The 17,490-nt window shown below is 59.7% G+C and carries 12 protein-coding genes; 1 reads left to right on the top strand and 11 read right to left on the bottom strand.

Annotated features, from left to right (window positions below; all coding sequences use genetic code 11):
- Position 1: 1 nt before the first annotated feature.
- The 11 genes from AC1DHT_RS23030 to yaaA form a co-directional block, all read right to left on the bottom strand.
- The gene (locus AC1DHT_RS23030; protein WP_427545229.1) at positions 2-1,177 is read right to left on the bottom strand and encodes an alginate O-acetyltransferase; all 1,176 of its coding nucleotides are present in this window, start codon (positions 1,175-1,177) and stop codon (positions 2-4) included.
- Between the two features lie 11 nt (positions 1,178-1,188).
- The gene (locus AC1DHT_RS23025; RefSeq protein ID WP_427545227.1) at positions 1,189-2,745 is read right to left on the bottom strand and encodes an MBOAT family O-acyltransferase; all 1,557 of its coding nucleotides are present in this window, start codon (positions 2,743-2,745) and stop codon (positions 1,189-1,191) included.
- Positions 2,746-2,956: 211 nt separating this feature from the next.
- The gene (locus AC1DHT_RS23020) at positions 2,957-4,081 is read right to left on the bottom strand and encodes a mannuronate-specific alginate lyase (RefSeq protein WP_427545225.1); all 1,125 of its coding nucleotides are present in this window, start codon (positions 4,079-4,081) and stop codon (positions 2,957-2,959) included.
- A gap of 8 nt (positions 4,082-4,089) precedes the next feature.
- Positions 4,090-5,538 carry an alginate O-acetyltransferase gene (locus AC1DHT_RS23015; protein ID WP_427545223.1) on the bottom strand — a complete coding sequence of 483 codons (1,449 nt, stop codon included), beginning with the start codon at positions 5,536-5,538 and terminating at the stop codon, positions 4,090-4,092.
- Positions 5,539-5,549: 11 nt separating this feature from the next.
- Entirely contained in the window at positions 5,550-7,142 is a 1,593-nt protein-coding gene (algG, locus tag AC1DHT_RS23010; protein WP_427545221.1) for a mannuronan 5-epimerase AlgG, read from the bottom strand.
- Positions 7,143-7,168: 26 nt separating this feature from the next.
- On the bottom strand, positions 7,169-8,653 hold the full coding sequence (locus tag AC1DHT_RS23005) for an alginate export family protein (protein WP_427545219.1): 1,485 nt from the start codon (positions 8,651-8,653) through the stop codon (positions 7,169-7,171).
- Positions 8,650-10,158, bottom strand: a complete 1,509-nt coding sequence (algK, locus tag AC1DHT_RS23000; RefSeq protein WP_427545217.1) for an alginate biosynthesis TPR repeat lipoprotein AlgK — start codon at positions 10,156-10,158, stop codon at positions 8,650-8,652. Before algK ends, AC1DHT_RS23005 begins: the two co-directional genes overlap by 4 nt.
- Positions 10,159-10,167: 9 nt before the next feature.
- Positions 10,168-11,337, bottom strand: a complete 1,170-nt coding sequence (locus AC1DHT_RS22995; RefSeq protein WP_427545215.1) for a PilZ domain-containing protein — start codon at positions 11,335-11,337, stop codon at positions 10,168-10,170.
- 35 nt (positions 11,338-11,372) lie between these two features.
- Complete coding sequence (alg8, locus tag AC1DHT_RS22990; protein ID WP_427545213.1) at positions 11,373-12,854, bottom strand: mannuronan synthase; 1,482 nt, start codon at positions 12,852-12,854, stop codon at positions 11,373-11,375.
- 75 nt (positions 12,855-12,929) lie between these two features.
- Positions 12,930-14,246 carry a nucleotide sugar dehydrogenase gene (locus tag AC1DHT_RS22985; RefSeq protein ID WP_427545211.1) on the bottom strand — a complete coding sequence of 439 codons (1,317 nt, stop codon included), beginning with the start codon at positions 14,244-14,246 and terminating at the stop codon, positions 12,930-12,932.
- 804 nt (positions 14,247-15,050) lie between these two features.
- The gene (gene yaaA, locus AC1DHT_RS22980; RefSeq protein WP_427545209.1) at positions 15,051-15,830 is read right to left on the bottom strand and encodes a peroxide stress protein YaaA; all 780 of its coding nucleotides are present in this window, start codon (positions 15,828-15,830) and stop codon (positions 15,051-15,053) included.
- A 305-nt stretch (positions 15,831-16,135) separates the two neighbouring features.
- Between yaaA and AC1DHT_RS22975 the strand changes: the two genes are divergently transcribed.
- Complete coding sequence (locus tag AC1DHT_RS22975) at positions 16,136-17,260, top strand: polysaccharide deacetylase family protein (RefSeq protein WP_427545207.1); 1,125 nt, start codon at positions 16,136-16,138, stop codon at positions 17,258-17,260.
- Positions 17,261-17,490: the final 230 nt, after the last annotated feature.

Genomic DNA, 17,490 nt, shown 5'->3' with positions numbered 1-17,490 from the left:
TTCAGTTTTGCGCCCGGTCGGGCGTCTCGGATTTGCGGTTAATTGCTACGTTTTGCTGGCGGGCACCGGCTTGTTTGAGCTCTGCGACCCACTGCGGGTCGGCGTCGCCGATTTCGTTGTTCACAGGCAGATAGCGTTCAGGAAACTCCCAGATCAGCACCTGTGGCGGGCTGTTCTTGAAGGCGTCGCTGTTCAGGTAGCTGAGCATCGGCAGGATCGGGCCATGGCCGTCTTCGGCGTAATTGACCACGTCGCTGTGCAGCGCTTGCTTGAGCGCGCCGACGAAGTTCCAGTTCGGGTTGGCGCTGTAGCTGGTGCCGATCAGCGCTACCGGTACTTCGTTGTTGGCGAACAGGGCGTCGTCACCGGCAGGCTGGTTTTCAACGGCATGGGTGTTGCGCTTTTGCAGGGGCTCTGGCGCCGGCATCAGGTTTTCGAACAGTGGGTCCAGTGGCAGGAACAATCTCAGGTCGCCCTTGTGGCTGACTTGCTCCGCCGGCTCGGTGACAAAGCGCTGCGGTTGGCCGCTGAGCGGGGTTTTGTCGGCGATGGTTTTGGCCAGTTGTTCGGCGGCAATTTGCGCGCCCTCTGGCGTCCAGTGCGTGTCGGTGCGCAGGAACACTTGCTGGCCGTTCTGCTTGGCTTTTTGCAACGGGCCGAGCAGATCGGGGGCGAGGATTTTGTCGGCGGCGACACGGGCGTGAAAATCCTTGTAGAGGTCGGCATGGATGCGCGCCGGTTTTACTTCACCCAGGTGTTCCGGGTACAGGCGCGTCTTGGCCGGGACAATCGCCATCACCAGTTGCACGCCTTTGGCTTTCAGGGTTTGGCGTACACCTTCGACCAGCGCGTAGTTGCCTTGCAGGTTCAGCTCTTCATTGACCACCGGGTTGAATTCTTCATCGCTGTACAACCACTGATCGCGACCGAGCACCACGCCCGGACGACCTTCGTTGAACAGTTTGAAATCAAGTAGCGCCCAGAGGTTGGTGCCCAGGCGCTTGATCGGGAAATGGTCGTCGTAGTGAGTCTCTACGGCTTTGCTCCAGCGGCCGTTGAGCACGGTTGCATCGGCGTTGGAGCTGAAGCCAAAGAAGCTGCGTACCGACCACAGGCCCAGGACCAACAGGGTCACGAGGAACAGGGCGATGTAGAACATGCGTAATGAGCGGGTCATGGTCAGATCCCTCAGAACTGGAAGTAAAGGAACGGCGAGAAGCTTTGTGCCGAGAGTTTCAGGATTGAAGCGATGAACAGCAGCAGCACCAGCGCACGCATGGCATAACGCGGCCAGTCCGCGACCCAGTAGGCCGGTTGCACTTGGGCATCAACGCCCACGCTGTAACCCGGTGTATGGAGGCTGTCGGGGTTGTCGCCCGGGACGGCCTTGATCAGACCTGGTTGCGCAGTGGCTGGACCGTCAGCTTCGACAGGCTTGCTCTTGACGGCTGGCCGATTGCTGTAGAAATCGCGCAGGCCGAAGAACGCCAGCGTTGCGTACGCCACCACCAAAGTCGCGACTTGCAGGCCGGTGAGGCTGGCGCGGTTGAGTTCCGACAGCGACCACTCGCTGAAGCTGAACATCGCGCCATACATGCGGCCGGCAACGTGCAGGTTTTCCGCACGGAAAATCACCCAGCCCATCACCACCAGCAGGAAAGTCAGCGCCCAGCGGATCGGGTTGAAACTGCGTGGCGAGGTGTTCAGGCCGATGGCTTTTTCAATCGCCAGCCACATGCCGTGCCACGCACCCCAGACGATGTAGGTGATGTTCGCGCCGTGCCACAGACCACCGAGCAGCATGGTCAGGAACAGGTTGCGGTAGGTGATCAGCGTGCCTTTGCGGTTACCGCCCAAGGTGATGTAGAGGTAGTCGCGCAGCCAGGTCGACAGGCTGATATGCCAGCGGCGCCAGAACTCGGTGATCGACTGGCTGATGTACGGCTGCTTGAAGTTTTCCATGAAGCGAAAACCCATCATCAGGCCCAGGCCGATGGCCATGTCGCTGTAGCCGGAGAAGTCGAAATACAGCTGCGCGGTGTAGGCGAGGGCACCGAGCCAGGCATCGCCCGTGGTCGGGTTTTGCAGGGCGAAGCAATGGTCGGCGACCACCGCCAGGGTGTCGGCGATGAACACCTTCTTGATGAAACCCTGCATGAACCGCGTCGCGCCCTCGGAGAATTTGTCGAGGGTGTGGGTACGGTTGTTGAACTGATCGGCCAGGTCGCGAAAGCGCAACACGGGGCCGGCGATCAGGTGCGGGAAGATCGCCACGAACGCCGCGAAGTCGATCAGGTTGCGGGTCGCCGGGGTGTCGCCACGGTAGACGTCGATGATGTAGCTGATGGACTCGAAGATGTAGAACGAGATACCGATCGGCAATAGCACGTGGGTCAGGATGAACGGCGACAGGCCCATGGAGGTCATGATCGCGTTGAGGCTGTCGACCCCGAAGTTGGTGTACTTGAAGTAGCCGAGGATGCACAGATCCACCGCTACGCCGAGCAACAGCCAGCGCTGCGCCGGTTGGGTCCGCACGCCGGCGGCACCGACTTTCAGGCCGATCCAGTAGTTCCATAACGTGACGCCGGCGAACAGTGCCAGGAAGTCCACGCGCCACCAGGCATAAAACACATAGCTGGCGATCAGCAGCAACAGGTTGCGATAGCGTTGCCCGCTCAAGTAGTACAAGCCGAGAAAGATCGGCAAGAACAAAAACAGGAACACATTGGATGAAAACACCATCCTGATCTCTCCTTGTGTAACCAACAGTCAAGGGCCAACGGCCCCCCCAAACCCCCCGTGAAATTCTGGGGGCATATCACTCGACTCACGTCTTGCACTGACCCTGTGGGAGCGAGCCTGCTCGCGATTGCGGTTCAACATTCAGCGTCGATGTCGACTGACACTCAGTCATCGCGAGCAGGCTCGCTCCCACAGGGGTTTTGTGTTCGGCTTATGAACCTTTATTGCCCTTCTCATGCGAAGGGTCGTAGACCTTGGTCAAATCCCCGCCCAGTCGAAAACTCTTGAACGGCTGCATCGCATGCTTGCGTTCCAGTACGTCCGCCGGGCAGGTGTAGAGCGTGCAGAAGGGTTCGAGCCAGGCGAATTTCGAGTCGACTTTGAGGTCGGTCATGTCCTGTTCCTTGCCGTTCTTCTGCTCGAACGTTTGCGGGTCTTTCACCCCGGCGAGCACCCGGTCAGCGAGGCGTTTCAGCGCGCCGTTGTTTTCCTGGCGCAAGTCGACACCGTTGACCTGAGCAAAACTGGCGATCATCGCCAGCGGTGGCAGGGCGTAGTTGTGATAGGCCAGTGCCCGTTGCTGGCGCTTGAGCTCGTTGGGCAAGAAGCCCTGGGCGTCGACCTGATTGGCGCCGACCTTGTATTCCTTCACGGCCCAGTCGAACAGGTCGCGGCGGTTGGTCGCGACCGACGTCGCCATCACCGACCAGGCGGCCCAGTACGAGTGGTTGTTGGTTTGTTCGAGCGGCAGGTTGTCCCAGTCGCTGACCACCTGATCGGCCATCTTGCTGAACCAGGCCTCGATCACCTGTGCTTCCTGCTGATGCGTTGCCAGCGGATGGGAGTCGGAGAACTTCAGGCGGATGTAGGCCGAGGCCATGCTGCCCAGCGCCCATTTGCGCATCGACTTGCCGGTGTGGTTGAAGTCCCTGGACATCAGCGCATCGGCCCTGGCCCAGGCGGTGAGCCAGTTGAGCGTGCATTCCAGCTGTTCCGGACGACCGTCGCGCATGAACTGCATCACCCGTTTGCTGGTGCCGCGTTCGAGTGTGGTGATGTCGGATGTGGTGTCGCGGAAGGCTTTTTCCGACGCAACGTTCAGGGTCGAGCGCGCCTTGTCGGAGCCTTCGTATTTGCTGCGAAATTGCAGGGCGCCGGTGTACGGCGTCGGCATCGCATCGCAATCGTTGCTGTCGTCGCCGTTCTTGAATTTTTCCACAGGCGCAAAATAACCCTGCGGCGGGCGTAGCGGTGCAGCGGCTTGAGTTGCCCCGGCAAACATCGCCAGGCTCAAGAGCGAAGGAGCAAGCAGGGTTTTCAGTTTCGAGTTTCGCATGACTGACCTCATTGCCCGACCTGAGCGGTACGTTGCTCAGCGCCCGGGAACACGTTGCGTTTGCAGATTTTCGCTTCGACTTTTTGTGGCGCAGCACCCGCTTCCGGGCCCTGGATTTCGACCGCCAACAGGTTCTGCGTGGCCCAGTCTTCATCGGTGCGCAATTCAAAGGCGAAACGTCCGTCGGTATCTGCGGTGTGGGGTTTGTCGATCTTGATGTCTTCGTGGCGACCGTTCATGTACCAGAGCGTGGCTTGCAGGGTTTTCACCGAGGGATCGGCGAAACGGATGTCGACCTGATGGTCGCTGTTGCGCAGGTCCATGTTCTTGCTGTTGACCATCAACTCGTTTTTTCCCGGCTTCAACGTGGTGCTGCCGGACATCCGTGCCTCTTTGCCTTCGCAGCCGTTATCGAGCAGCGCCATCATCTGGCGGTAGATGGTTTGCTGGTCGAGGCGATAGAGCGGCGAGAATTCCCAGATGAGGATTTTCGGCGGCTTCTTCTGGAAGTCTTCACTGCCCAGGTACTGCAGCATCGAACCTTCCAGACCACCGCCGGGGAAAGCGACGTTGAGAATGTCGGCACCGATGGCCTCTTCGAGGAACCCGGCGAAGTTGTAGTTCTTGCCACTGTGGCTGGTGCCGACCAGGGTAATTTCCGGGTTGCCGGAATCGCCGAACAGGTCGCCATCTGCTGCTTCGCCTTTGGGCTCGGTGGTGAACTGGTCCATGTACTGGATCGCGTAACTGGTACCGCAGAGCTGCCCGGCCATGTTGTGCAGGGTGCCGGTCTTGCCCATGCGCCCGGACCTTTTGGTCTCGAATTCGCGCTTGGGAATGCCGGCGAAGGCCGGGAGCTGCTTGACCTTCTCGGCGACGATTTTCGCCGTGCGCTGGGCACCGTAAGGCGTCCAGTGCTGGTCGCCACGGAAGTAGAAATCGTGGGCGGGCAGGGTGTCTGGCAGCGATTCGTTGGTCAGTGGCGACAGGTCCGGCACCACGTAGCCCATTTCGGCGAAACGCCCGAGCATGCCCTGGTAATTTTTCAGCGCCTTGTCGTAGTCGAACGCGGCTTTCTCTTGCGGGTTGAGCTTGTTGCGATTCACCAGACCACGGGTCGGCTGATACACCACCACCAGTTCAACACCTTTGCTCTTGAAGGCGTCGTGCAGTTGCTTGAGCCGGCGATAGCCTTCGGGTGTTGTATTGAATTCGGTGCGCAGGTCTTCCTGGGTGCGGAACAACCAGTCGCCTTGCGCTTGCACCAGGGTGGTGAAGTTTTGCTGATAACGCGTGGTGTAGTTCTTCGCGTCGTGCGCTTGCGGGCACAGGTTGCAGCACGGTTCGGCGCTGAAAGTCGGCGCCTTGGAGTCGTCTGCACTCGCCGTAAAGCTTGCGGCAGACATCGCGGCAGTCAGGCCGGCGAGGCTGAACAGTTTGATCAAATGGGGTTTCATGAAAGTCATCCTCAGTCGCGCATTTCGGTCTGGCGTTCGACGGGGTCGATCAGCACGGCTTTCTGTTGGCGCACCAGCAGGTCGAGGATTTCGTCCTGGCGCTCGCCAAGGATTCCCGAGAAGCTGATACCACTGGATTTGGTCGGGGCGAGCATCGACACCCGGTACAGCTCGACGCTCAATGGCGAGTCGATGGACAGCGGTCCGCTGCCGTTGGCTGCCAGTTCGCCGCCGACGACGATCAGCGAGACCTCGGCATCGAACGGGTCGAGCTTGATGTCGCGGTCGGTGTCGGTGAGGTCCTTGATGTGCCCGTAGACCCCGGTCAGGCCGTTGTTCATGGCGACGTTTTCGTAAAGGCGAATGTTCACGCTGTTACGAATGCGGATGCCGTGGCGCTGGTTGCTGATCACCTTGTTGCCCCACAACAGGTTGTCGGCACTCTCGTAGAGGGTGATGCCGTCGGTGTGGTTGCGGTAGATCTCGTTGTAGGCGATCAGGTTGTTGACGCTGTTACGGTCGATCACCAGCCCCGAGAGGTGGTTGTCGTAACTGCGGTTGTTGAAGATGAAGCTGTCGTTCACTTCGCGGGAAATGATGATGCCGTGCTTCTTCTTCGTTCCATGCACCGTGTTGTCGGCGATGATCAAGCCGTGGGAACGGTCGTGAGGGTCGATGCCGTAGACGATGTTGTCGCGGTAGGTGTTGCCCTTGACCACGAAGTCGCGGGTTTCATAGCAGTAGAAGCCGTACCACATGTCCGAGAACTCGGAGCCGATGATCCAGCCGGTCGGTTCCGGGCGCTTGAGCACCTTGGCCATGTTCGGCGTGTACTGGGAAATACTCACGCCGTAGGACTTACTGTTGGAGTAACCGAAACTGGCCAGCTTGCTGTTGACGATGTAGGTCTGCGTGCCGCCCCAGGACAGCAGGAACGGGCGGAAATCCTTGGGCGAACGGAAGGTCGCCGGGCCGTTGTCCTTCTCGCGCCAGCCAGTGATTTTGCTGTCACGCACAAACAACTGACCGTCGTTGATCATGAACGAGCCGGCCTCTTCGGAGAGGCGCAACTCCTGGGTCTGTTGGTCGATTTCGAGGATGCCTTTTTGCCCGACCACAATCGGCAGCCTGGCGAGGAACACGCCCGGTGAGGTCTCGCTGAAGTACTGCTTGGGCAGCTTCTGAGCCAGGTCCTTGAGGTTGATGTAACCGTCGTCGATGAAGATCGCCTGAGGAATGCCGTGTTGACGTACCACCCATTCAGCCATCTTGTTATCGCCGCCGATGAAGTCCTTCAAGGCGTCTTCCTGCATCATCCGGCGCACGCTGACTTTGCCGGCCTTGCTGCGCACGATCTTCGCCGCGACAGCTTGCGCGGTGTAGCCGGACAGGTCGGGCAGTTTTGGAGTCGCCAGTTCCAGTGACGCGGTCGGCGCGCTGCTGACGGTGTAGGTCTTGGCCTGTTGCAGTCCTTTGGCCACAGTCGCCTGCTGCCCTTTTGGGACAGGTGCTGGCGGCTCGACGTTGGCGAACACCGCTGAGCTCGCCAGCAGCATCGCGCCGACCAGCAGGCTGAGCGAGCCTTTGAGCGCTGGGTTGTTCATCTGGGGCACTCCCTTGGCGGCTCGCATCAGAAGCGCCAGATCACGTCGATGAACGCACGGTGCATGTACGAGTCGACCTGTTTGCCGTAGGCGTCGCCCGGCTTGAACACGCCGCCACGAAAGCGCACCAGCGCCGAGGGTTCATCGATCGACTGACTCAGGCCGGCCGGCAGCAGGCCTTGCTTGAAGTACTTGGTGACCACCAGATCCACTTCCTGGCCGAGATCGGTCTTGCCATCGACCAGCGGCAACGAGGTGCTGGACAGCAGTGCGCCGGTGACGTCGTCGAAGTTGTTTTCCACCGCGTTGATGCCGTTGCTGCCGACGGGCTTGTTGCCGTCGACGCGCCAGAACTTGTGGTAGACCAGGCTGGCGTCGTAATCGTCCTGCAGCATCCAGGAGCCGAACAGGCTGGCGCTCTGCATGTTGTTCATTTCGCCACGGAAGGCTTCGCCGAAACGGTGAATCCGCGAGCGCGTACCGGTGTAGTTCGAACGGTTGCTTTGCAGGCCGTTTTGCTCGTAGTCAGCGCTTGCACGGGCGTAAGCTGCACCGACTTGCCATTGCGGATCGAGGCGCAGACGCACGCCGAGGTCGGTGGCCCAGCCGCTGACGTCGCGGTTTTTCGAGGCATCGATCGGGCGGCTGCCATCGGCATTCAATGGGTTGACGGTGTCACGGTTGCCGCTCATGCCGGTGACGCTGGCCCAGTAGTTGACCGTGTTGGTGTTGCGCCAGTTGTAGGCGTCGCTGTTGGCTTCGACGCCGAGCCAGCTCAGGTCACCGTTCTGTTTCTTGGCGAGCGAGTCAGGCGCTTCGCCGGGTGTCGGGAAGTCGAGCTTGCCGTCATCATGGGTGTGATGGGCACGCAGCCCGACCCATTGACCGGGCGTCCATTGGGTTGCGATATCGCCGAACACGTGCAGGCGATCCTTGTCCTTGGGCGCCAGTTCGGTGAGGTCGGTGCGGTACTCGCTGAAGCGTTCGGCGACGCCGACGTTGGCCCGCAACAGGGTGGTGTCGAAGGTCCAGTTCAACGCTTCGATGTTGGTGTCGCGCCATTGGCCATCGTCGTTGCGCAGGCGTTGGCGACCGAGTTTCAGCTGCTCGCCGGGGTAGGGCGTCAGGCCGCTGTAGCCGATCCAGAACTCACGCATCGCCAGGTAGTTTTTCTTGCTCTGGCGACCGTTGTTGCCGCTGCTCTGGGCGTCTTGCGTATCGGACTGCAAGGTGTCGGTTTCGATGATGTCGGTCGCGGTCACGGCCTGGCCCATTGCGTAGGCACTCCAGTTGCCGCTTTCACCGTAGACCCATGGACGCAGGTCCAGGCCCACACCGTTGACGTCGCCGCCGGGCTTGGTGCCAAGGTCGCTGTCGTCTTCGGACTGGCCAGTGACTTTCACTTCCAGGCCGTAGTTCTTGGTGTCAGTCATCGCGGCCAGTGTCGGGCAGGACCACAACAGGGCGAAGGTCAGGCCGATTCCGGCTTGAACGAATGGATTGAGCTTCATAGGGATTCCTCGCCGTCTTTTTCTTGCAGGGCCTCGACTTGCAACGTGCTATGGCTCAAGGCGCCACGTGTGGCCTGTTCCTGTTTCAACAGGCGTTGGGCCTCGGCCAGCTGCGCAGGCGGCAATTGGGCTTCGAGTGTTTGCGCAAGCTCAGTGGCTTGCGGGGTGTTTTGTGTCTTGGCCAATTGGCTGAAGACATAGGCGTTGAGCGGGTTGGGCTTGGTGCCCTTGCCTTGGGAAAACAACTGGGCGATGGCGAAGTCGGCACTGTTCTGGCCGTTGCGCGCAGCGGTCAGCAAGTGGTCCAGGGCTTTTTGCGAATAGACCTTGCCCAGGTAGCCACGGCGGTAGATCTGGCCGAGGTAGTAATCGGCGGCGACTTCCTTGCCCACGGCTTTCTGGAAATGTGCTTCGGCGACCTTGGCGTCGGCCGGCACCCACTTGCCTTCGTAGTAGAGTTTGCCCAGCAACAGTTCGGCGCGCGGCTGATCGGCGGCTCGGCCGTTTTCGAGGTATTCCATCATCTTGGCGACGTCACCCAGTTCGGGGAAGTCGTAGAGCAACTGTGCCAGGCTGACCCAGGACGCCGGGTAGCCGGGGGCGATTTGCTCGAGCATGGCTTGCGCGGTTTTTTCGTCCGGTTTGCCAAGGCTGGCATCGCCGAGCACGCGGGCCACGCTGTCCATGCGTTGGGCGGACACTTTGCCAAGGCTGTAGCTTGCTTGCAGTTGCTTGAGCAGTTGCGCCTGTTGTTCCGGTTGGGCACGTTTCTGATAGACCGTGGCCAACTCGACGTAGCAGATGTCGGTGGTGTTCAGCGACGCTTTGCAGATGCGTTCGACGTCATCCAGGTGCTGGTCATAAGTGCCTTGTGTGCGATACAGCAGCACTTGCGCCAGGCCGGCTTCCGGGTAGCGGGCGGCGCGCCATTGGTTGATCTGCTGCTGGGCGTTGATGTTCGGGAAGCTGTGGGGATATTGCAGGTACAGCATGGCCAACGGGATCAGGGTGTTGCCCTCGCCATTGGCAAAGGCTTTCTTCAGCAGGCCTTCGGCCTCGTGTTGCTCGGCTTCGGTCGATCCCGGTTTGGCCACCAGCAGACGGCCCAGGCGCGCTTGCGCTCGCGGCGAGGTATCGGCGGCAGCGCGGTAGGTCGCTTCGGCGGCTTTGATCTGCGCCGGGTCGCGGCTTTCCACTTGAATATCGGCCAGCCCGACCTGTGCTTCGCTGTAACCCAGGTCGGCCAGTTGTTTGTAGTTCTGCTGCGCGAGCGCGGTGTCGCCGCGCTTCAGGGCTTCATTGGCCAGACGCTGGTCGGGCAGGCCGGCGCAACCGGCCAGGCTCACCGCAAGGGCGACTGCGCACAATGTTCCCATGTGGGAGCGAGCCTGCTCGCGATGCGGGCGACTCAGTGCATCAGACAGACCGCGCTGATCCCATCGCGAGCAGGCTCGCTCCCACAGGGATTGCGGTGTGTTGAGGAGAGGTGGAGTGGTCACAGGCATGTCCTCCGCTTAAAGACCTGCGGCCATGGCTTTGTCGATCAGCCAGTTCAAGGAAGGGCCGCGGTTGCTGCTGACTTCTGCCGGGCGACCGGCGAAGGTGCTGTCCAGCGGCGCATCAGGTTTGATCTGCACGCGGATGTCGGACGACAAGTCTTCGCTTTTCAGGCTGGTGCTGCTGACGATGGTGCCGGTGCGCGTAGTGTCTTCGCCGGCGATCTGGAAGCTCACTTTCGTACCCGGGCGCACGTCAGCGAACTGGCGATAGGAGAAACGCGCTTCGACACTGGCCTGGCTGCCCTGTGGCACCAGTTTGAAGATCACGTCGCCTTTGCTGGCGTACTGACCGTCGGCGACCATTTGTTGGGCCACGGTGCAATCGCACGGCGAGGTGAGGGTGCCGGTCATCTGCTTACCGAACAGCTCTTCAACCTTGGCCGGTTGCAACTGGTTTTCGTCCAGATGCCCTTTGAGTACATCGAGCATGCTGGTGCTGAACGTCGCCAGTGGCGCACCCTTGGCGGCAATGCCATCGGTCTTGATCAGGCTTTGTACGGTGCCGTCGCGGGGCATGGTGACGTTCATGCCGGAAACGCTGACCAGACCGGCCTGGGCGTGGCTGACGAAGTACATGCCATACACCGATTTGAGAACGAACCCGAACGCTGCGAGGCCGACGACGAAAATCCCCAGGCTGAAGGTCACTGCCCGCAAGCGCCCGAAAGCAGTCATGCCGTGACCGCCGTCCTTGACCTTGCGCGCCTTGGTGAAGTTGTCCCGTTGCAGGGTCGCCAGCACATCGCCCATGGTCACGATGTCACCAGACAGGTGCGAAGTGATCAGGTGGCGCAGGGTCGAGATGTCCTGCGGTTCGAGGTTCTGGAACTGGCAGCCGGTGCGACCGGTCTGGCGGTCGAACGAGCGAATCAGTATCTCGACGTCCATGGCCAGGCCGAGGTTGTCGATCAAAAATTGCAGTCGACCCTTGTGCACGTCGCCGACCTTGAGCGGTATCTGCCCGGCATTGAAGCTCAGGCCTCCGGCGGACAGGTCGATGAGCCGTGCGTCCACAGGCGTACGGTCGGGTCCGAAGAAGCGCAGCTTGGCCGGGATTTTCACGCGGGCGTGTTGGCGTTGGGCTTCGGATTCATGCACTACGTTGATGTTCGCGGCGGTATTCATAGGGGGTATTTCCTCGTTAATTCAGGCAAGGCAGGTCAGACCATCAACAGCAGCACGGCGACGAAAATGCTGCCGGCGGAGAAGGTCATGGTCCGAGACGACCAGGTGTTGAACCAACGTTGAAAGCTGGCCAGATCACGGGTCAATTTGGTGTCCTGACGGGTCCAGGACTGTTGGTCGAGGCGGAAGAACACGTAGATCTTCACCAGCGCGCCAACGATCTGGTTGTAATAAAGAATCGCCGGGTAGGCCGGGCCGATCTTGTGTCCCGAGCAGGAGAGCAACAGGGTCAGGATCAGGCGGGTGATGCCGATCCACAGCAGGTACACGAGGATGAAGGCGGTGCCGTATTTGAAGCTGGCGATCAGTGCCACGGTCAGGCCCAGCAGCGAGGTCCACATCGACACGCGTTGGTCGAACAGCACCACCGAGGTGAACAGGCCCAGGCGTTTCATCCCCAGGCCCAGTGCCCGGGAGTTCTGCCGCAGGTTGTTGCCGTACCAGCGGAACATCAGTTTGCGGCTGGCCTTGATGAAGCTCTTTTCCGGCGGGTGTTCAACGGTGTTGATCGCCGCATCCGGCACGTAGAAGGTGTCGTAACCCAGGCGCATCAGGCTGAACCAGCTGGACTTGTCGTCGCCGGTGAGAAACTTGAAACGGCCCAGGCGCCAGTGTTGCAGCGAGTCGCTTTCGACGTCGGCGATGAAGTCCGGGTTGGTGACCACGCTGGCACGGAATACCGACATGCGTCCGGTCATGGTCAGCACGCGCTTGGACAGGGCCATCGAGCACATGTTGATGTGACGCTGGGCGAAGCGCAGCTTGTGCCATTCGCTCATGATGTAGCCGCCGCGCACTTCGCAAAATTCGTTGGTGGTCAGGCCGCCGACATTGCCGAACAGCTGGAACCACGGCACGGTTTTGCGCACTACGCCTTCGGCGAGCACGGTGTCGCCATCGATCACCGCCACGACCGCGCGGTCGTCTGGCAGGTGGCGCGAGATGGCGCGGAAACCGAAGGCCAGGCCATCGCGTTTGCCGGTGCCGGGGATGCGCACGAAGTCGAGCTTGACCCGGTCCGGCGGGTTCATTTTGGCCCAGAGGCTTTTCACCAGCAGTTCATCGGACATTTCCACGATCGAGCAGACCACGGTGGTCGGGAGCTCGCACTCGATCGCTTCGCGAATCACCGAGCTGTAGACCTGCGCGGTGGTCAGCGCGTCGATACGAAAACTGGTGACCATCAAAAAGACATGGGACGGGTCTGCCGCCTTGCCGAGCTTGCGCACTTTGCGCCGCAGGTGCGGGTAGACCACGTAGAGAAACAGCATGCCGCGCAGAAAGTGCGTGGCCCCCATCGAATAGCGCCAGATACCGACGACACCAATCAGGAAAATGAAGTCCTTGGACTGCGAGTCGAAGGTGGTCACAGGCAGCGCCATGGCGATGCCCATCAATAAACTGAGGTAAAACAGCCAACCGGCAGCCTGAAGTAGGCGGTGCTTTAGCCTGTGCATAATCTGCATCCATTGTGTTTCGGCGATGAGCAGTCCGTGGGCGCTGGCGCAGCCTGCGCCCACGGGGAACGGCGGTTACCAGCAGATACCTTCGGTGCGGCCACTCACGCTGGTGGCTTTGGACATGAACCCGACCAGGTCGACCACTTGCTTGCCGTGTGGCGCGGTCTCGGCCAGGGCGCGGAACTTCTCGTCACGGTTACCGAGGATGATCACGTCGGAGTTGTTGATCACCGAGTCGAAGTCCGCGTTGAGCAAGGACGAGACGTGAGGGATCTTCGACTCGATGTAATCCTTGTTCGCACCGTGGACGCGGGCGTATTCGACGTTGCTGTCGTAGATGCTCAGGTCGTAACCCTTGCCGATCAGCATTTCCGCCAGCTCCACCAGCGGGCTTTCGCGCAGGTCATCGGTGCCGGCCTTGAAGCTCAGGCCGAGCAGGGCGACTTTGCGTTTGTCGTGACTGGAAACGATGTCGAAGGCGTTCTGCACCTGGGATTCGTTACTGCGCATCAGCGAATTGAGCAGTGGCGCTTCGATGTCCAGGGAGCTTGCGCGGTAGGTCAGGGCGCGCACGTCCTTCGGCAGGCACGAGCCGCCAAACGCGAAGCCCGGGCGCATGTAGTACTGGGACAGGTTGAGGGTCTTGTCCTGGCAGACCACTTCCATCACTTCGCGACCATCGACACCGACCGCTTTGGCGATGTTGCCGATCTCGTTGGCGAAGGTCACTTTGGTGGCGTGCCAGACGTTGCAGGTGTACTTGATCATCTCGGCGACTTCGATGTCCTTGCGGATGATCGGCGCGTCGAGTTCTTCGTACAGCGATTGCAGAACGTCACCGCTGGCCTTGTCGAACTCGCCGATGACGGTCATCGGTGGCAGGTCGTAGTCCTTGATCGCGGTGCTTTCACGCAGGAACTCAGGGTTCACGGCAACGCCGAAATCGACGCCGGCCTTTTTGCCCGAGCAGTCTTCGAGGATCGGAATCACCACGTTCTTCACGGTGCCCGGCAACACGGTGCTGCGGACCACGATGGTGTGGCGGGTGGTTTTGTCACGCAGGACAAAGCCGATCTCGCGGCACACCGATTCGATGTAGTTGAGTTCCAGATCGCCGTTCTTCTTGCTCGGCGTACCGACGCAGATCATCGACAGGTCGGTGTCACGGATGGCTTCTGCGAAGTTGGTGGTGCCGCGCAGACGACCGGTCTGAATGCCCTGGGTCAGCAGTTCGCCCAGGCCCGGTTCAACGATCGGAGATTTACCGGCATTGATCAGGTCGATCTTGTCTTTGGAAATGTCCACGCCAACCACTTCGTGGCCTCGTGCAGACAGGCAACCGGCACACACTGCGCCGACGTAACCCAAACCAAATATGCTGATGCGCATCGTAATTACCTCTGTATTGATCACGCCATTAAAGGCGCGAAGTTAATAGTGTTCAGCGGTCGAAGTGCACTCGGAAGTGTGGATGGCAGGCGCCACAATACCGTGTGCAGGCATACTCAATTCCGAGTGTCTAAATAAGTGCACTCAAGGTGTGCGAAACTTGGCCTGATGATGATGGCGTGCCCTGAACTGCAGCCGGCATTTCTTCTGAATACCGTGGTGCAAAAGGCTTGTGGTACTTGAAAGTTTGCATAAAGCCAGCAATATCAAGCACTCAGGTGCTCAGGTGAGCACGTTTACAGGGGGGCAGCCTTGGCCTTGTAGGGGATAGTAATGGTGCGTTATCTCCTGTTACTCCTAGTAAGTGGCCTGAAAGCAAAGTTGAGCATGACAACTTGGCGATAGGGTCGGCACGCTGTGTAAGTTATCTCGTACACGCTCAGAGATAATCGTTACCGGTGGTATGAGCGGTGTATTTTCAGATAGTTCATGGCGGCTTATCCCGATTTTTGAAATTTCCTGAAATATTGCAAAAGATGGCACTGCTCTCATATTGATAGCACTTGCCGTTTCGGCCTTTATTAATGGGGAGTTAATTAACGTAAATAGTTTTTTGCCACTACGCTTGAAAAAAATGCGTGCCACTACTGAAAAAATTCACGCTTGTCGAGTGAAAGAAATTTCATAAATTGAAAAGATGTATTTTTGGCGCCAAAAAAATGACGAATTGGGTGGGGAGATGTAGGGGGGAAACCACGTTTCGGCGCACGCACATTGATCAATGCCGTGCGCCATCGTGATGCGTTATTCGGGGGCGTGGTCGCGCAGGAAAACCAGGTTGTCGGGTTTCGACTGTTCGGCGCTGTAGCGGTAACCCTGCACGTCAAATTGCTTGAGCGCAGCCGGGTCGTTGATGCGTTCCTGGATCACGAAACGGCTCATCATCCCGCGGGCCTTCTTCGCGTAGAAGCTGATGATCTTGTACTGGCCGTTCTTCAGGTCCTTGAACTCGGTATTGATGATCCGGGCGTTCAAGGCGCTGCGTTTGACCGCCGAGAAGTACTCGTTGGAGGCGAGGTTGAGCAGCACGTCATCGCCTTGCTCGGCCAGGGCTTCGTTCAGCCATTCGCTGATTTGTGTGCCCCAGAAGGCGTACAGATCCTTGCCGCGGGCATTGGCCAGTCTGGTGCCCATTTCCAGCCGATACGGCTGCATCAGGTCCAGCGGGCGCAGCAGGCCGTAGAGGCCCGAGAGCATGCGCAAGTGTTGCTGGGCGTAGTCGAAATCGGCTTCGCTGAAGGTCTGGGCATCCATGCCGGTGTACACGTCGCCCTTGAACGCCAGCAGCGCCTGCTTGGCGTTGGCTGGCGTGAACGCCGGGGTCCAGCTGCCGAAGCGCGCAGCGTTGAGGCCGCCGATCTTGTCGGAAACGTGCATCAGCTCGCTGATCTGTGCCGGGCTCAGCTCGCGCAATTGCAGGATCAGCTCCTGGGAATGGTCCAGGTATTGCGGTTGAGTGAAACGCTGGGTGGCCGGCGGTGTTTCGTAATCGAGGGTCTTGGCGGGGGAAATCACCATCAGCATGAAGTCGTCTCCTTTAATCGTGCGGGGATTCTAGGGGGTTGTCCCGGTTGACTCCAGCTATGGAAGTGATAGCTGATCGGTGGTGTCGAGTCCTTTGTGGCGAGGGAGCTTGCTCCCGCTCGATCGCGAAGCGGTCGCAAAGCCAGCGACCACGATTTGCCTGACATGATGAAGTTGCAAGCCTCAGGGCCGCTTCGCAGCCCAGCGGGAGCAAGCTCCCTCGCCACATTGGGTACGCAGGCGCAGCGGGGAAGGTCGCGAGATCAGCTATAGTGCCGCGCGGGTTTTGTTATGGAGACATCCCTTTGCGTATCGCTTTACTGTTTTGTGCCTGGTTGTTCAGCGTGAGTGCCTATGCCGCGCCCAACGACCCCGCCACGCTGGACCGCAGCACGTGGCCGGAGCAACTCGGCAACCCGACCCTGTTCGATGTCGCTTCACGCGCGGAAATCCTCACCTTCGCTCGGGCCTTGCTCGCCAGTGAAGCGCTGGATGAGGCGGCTTTAAAGCAGCGCCTGGGGTTGCGGATGATCAACCTGGAGTCGATCAACACGCTGCGCGCGCGCATGTGGCAACGCTTGCTTGCCAACTATAATTTTGCCCAGCGCAGCTGCGATCAGGATGCGTCCTTCTGTTTTCTGGTCGAAGACATGGACACCCTGCGCGAGCAGGCCGCCAAGTTCGAACTCGGCGAAGATTCCTATTACGCCCGATGGGCCGAGCCGAGCCGGCGTTTTCACGAGCGCTATCTGGACGAACAATTGCGCAAGGCCGCGCTGTTTCCGCAGACCAGCAGCGAAGTCGAACTGTTCGGCGACCACGAGCGTAATGGCGATGAACTCAACGATCGGCTGTTTGTGCTGAGCTTCGACAGCGCCGCCAACCTCGCGCCGGACAACACCGCGTGGCTGGCCGAGTACCTGCGCAAGGCGAACCTGAGCGGGACCTTCTTTGTGCTGGGCAGCGATATCCAGAACCGCCTGGCACAGCATTCGGTGGCCGAACTGCAAGCGTTGTACTCAAAGCAATGCATTGGCGTGCAGGGCTGGGAATTCCGCTCCCACAGCCATTGGCAGGATTGGCAGTACTCAGTGACTCGCAGCGTCGAACTGGTGAAGAGCAAACTGCCAGAGAACTTCGTGCCGTTGTTCCGTCCGCCCAATGGCCAGCGTCGCGCCGATGCGCAGGGTTTCTTCAAGGCTCAGGGGGTGCAGGTTGCGCTGTGGGACATCGATCCTGCGGATGGCAGTCGGCAGCTCACGGCTGAGCAGAGTGCGCAGCGGGTGCTGACCTTGATGCTGTTGTGGCGCCATGGGGTGATCAATTTCAACGCCAAACAGGACGTGGTGAAAACGGCAATGCCCTGGCTGCTGATGCACACCGCGCAAAGCGGGATCGGCTGGGAAGATTGTCAGGATGCTTTTCGCTGAAACGGGCCCTTCCCCAAAAAAAGCCGGAAACACTGGGGCAGGGGAGTATTTCAGGAGGGATTTCGATACAGACGGACTTCCGACTTTAACGGTGCCGGCGCGGCGCGCCAAGGGCTTTTCGTCACTCTGAAAAATAAACTTCAAAAAAGCGTCAAAGTGCTTTTTTCTGTCATGGGTTTTGGAGTATTACGAAGACAGACCGCCGAAACCTGCAACACAGGTGGCGTCTT

This window comes from Pseudomonas sp. 05N432 (assembly GCF_056396945.1).
Note: the sequence above shows the minus strand (reverse complement) of the source record. Positions and strands in the feature narration are given on the sequence as shown.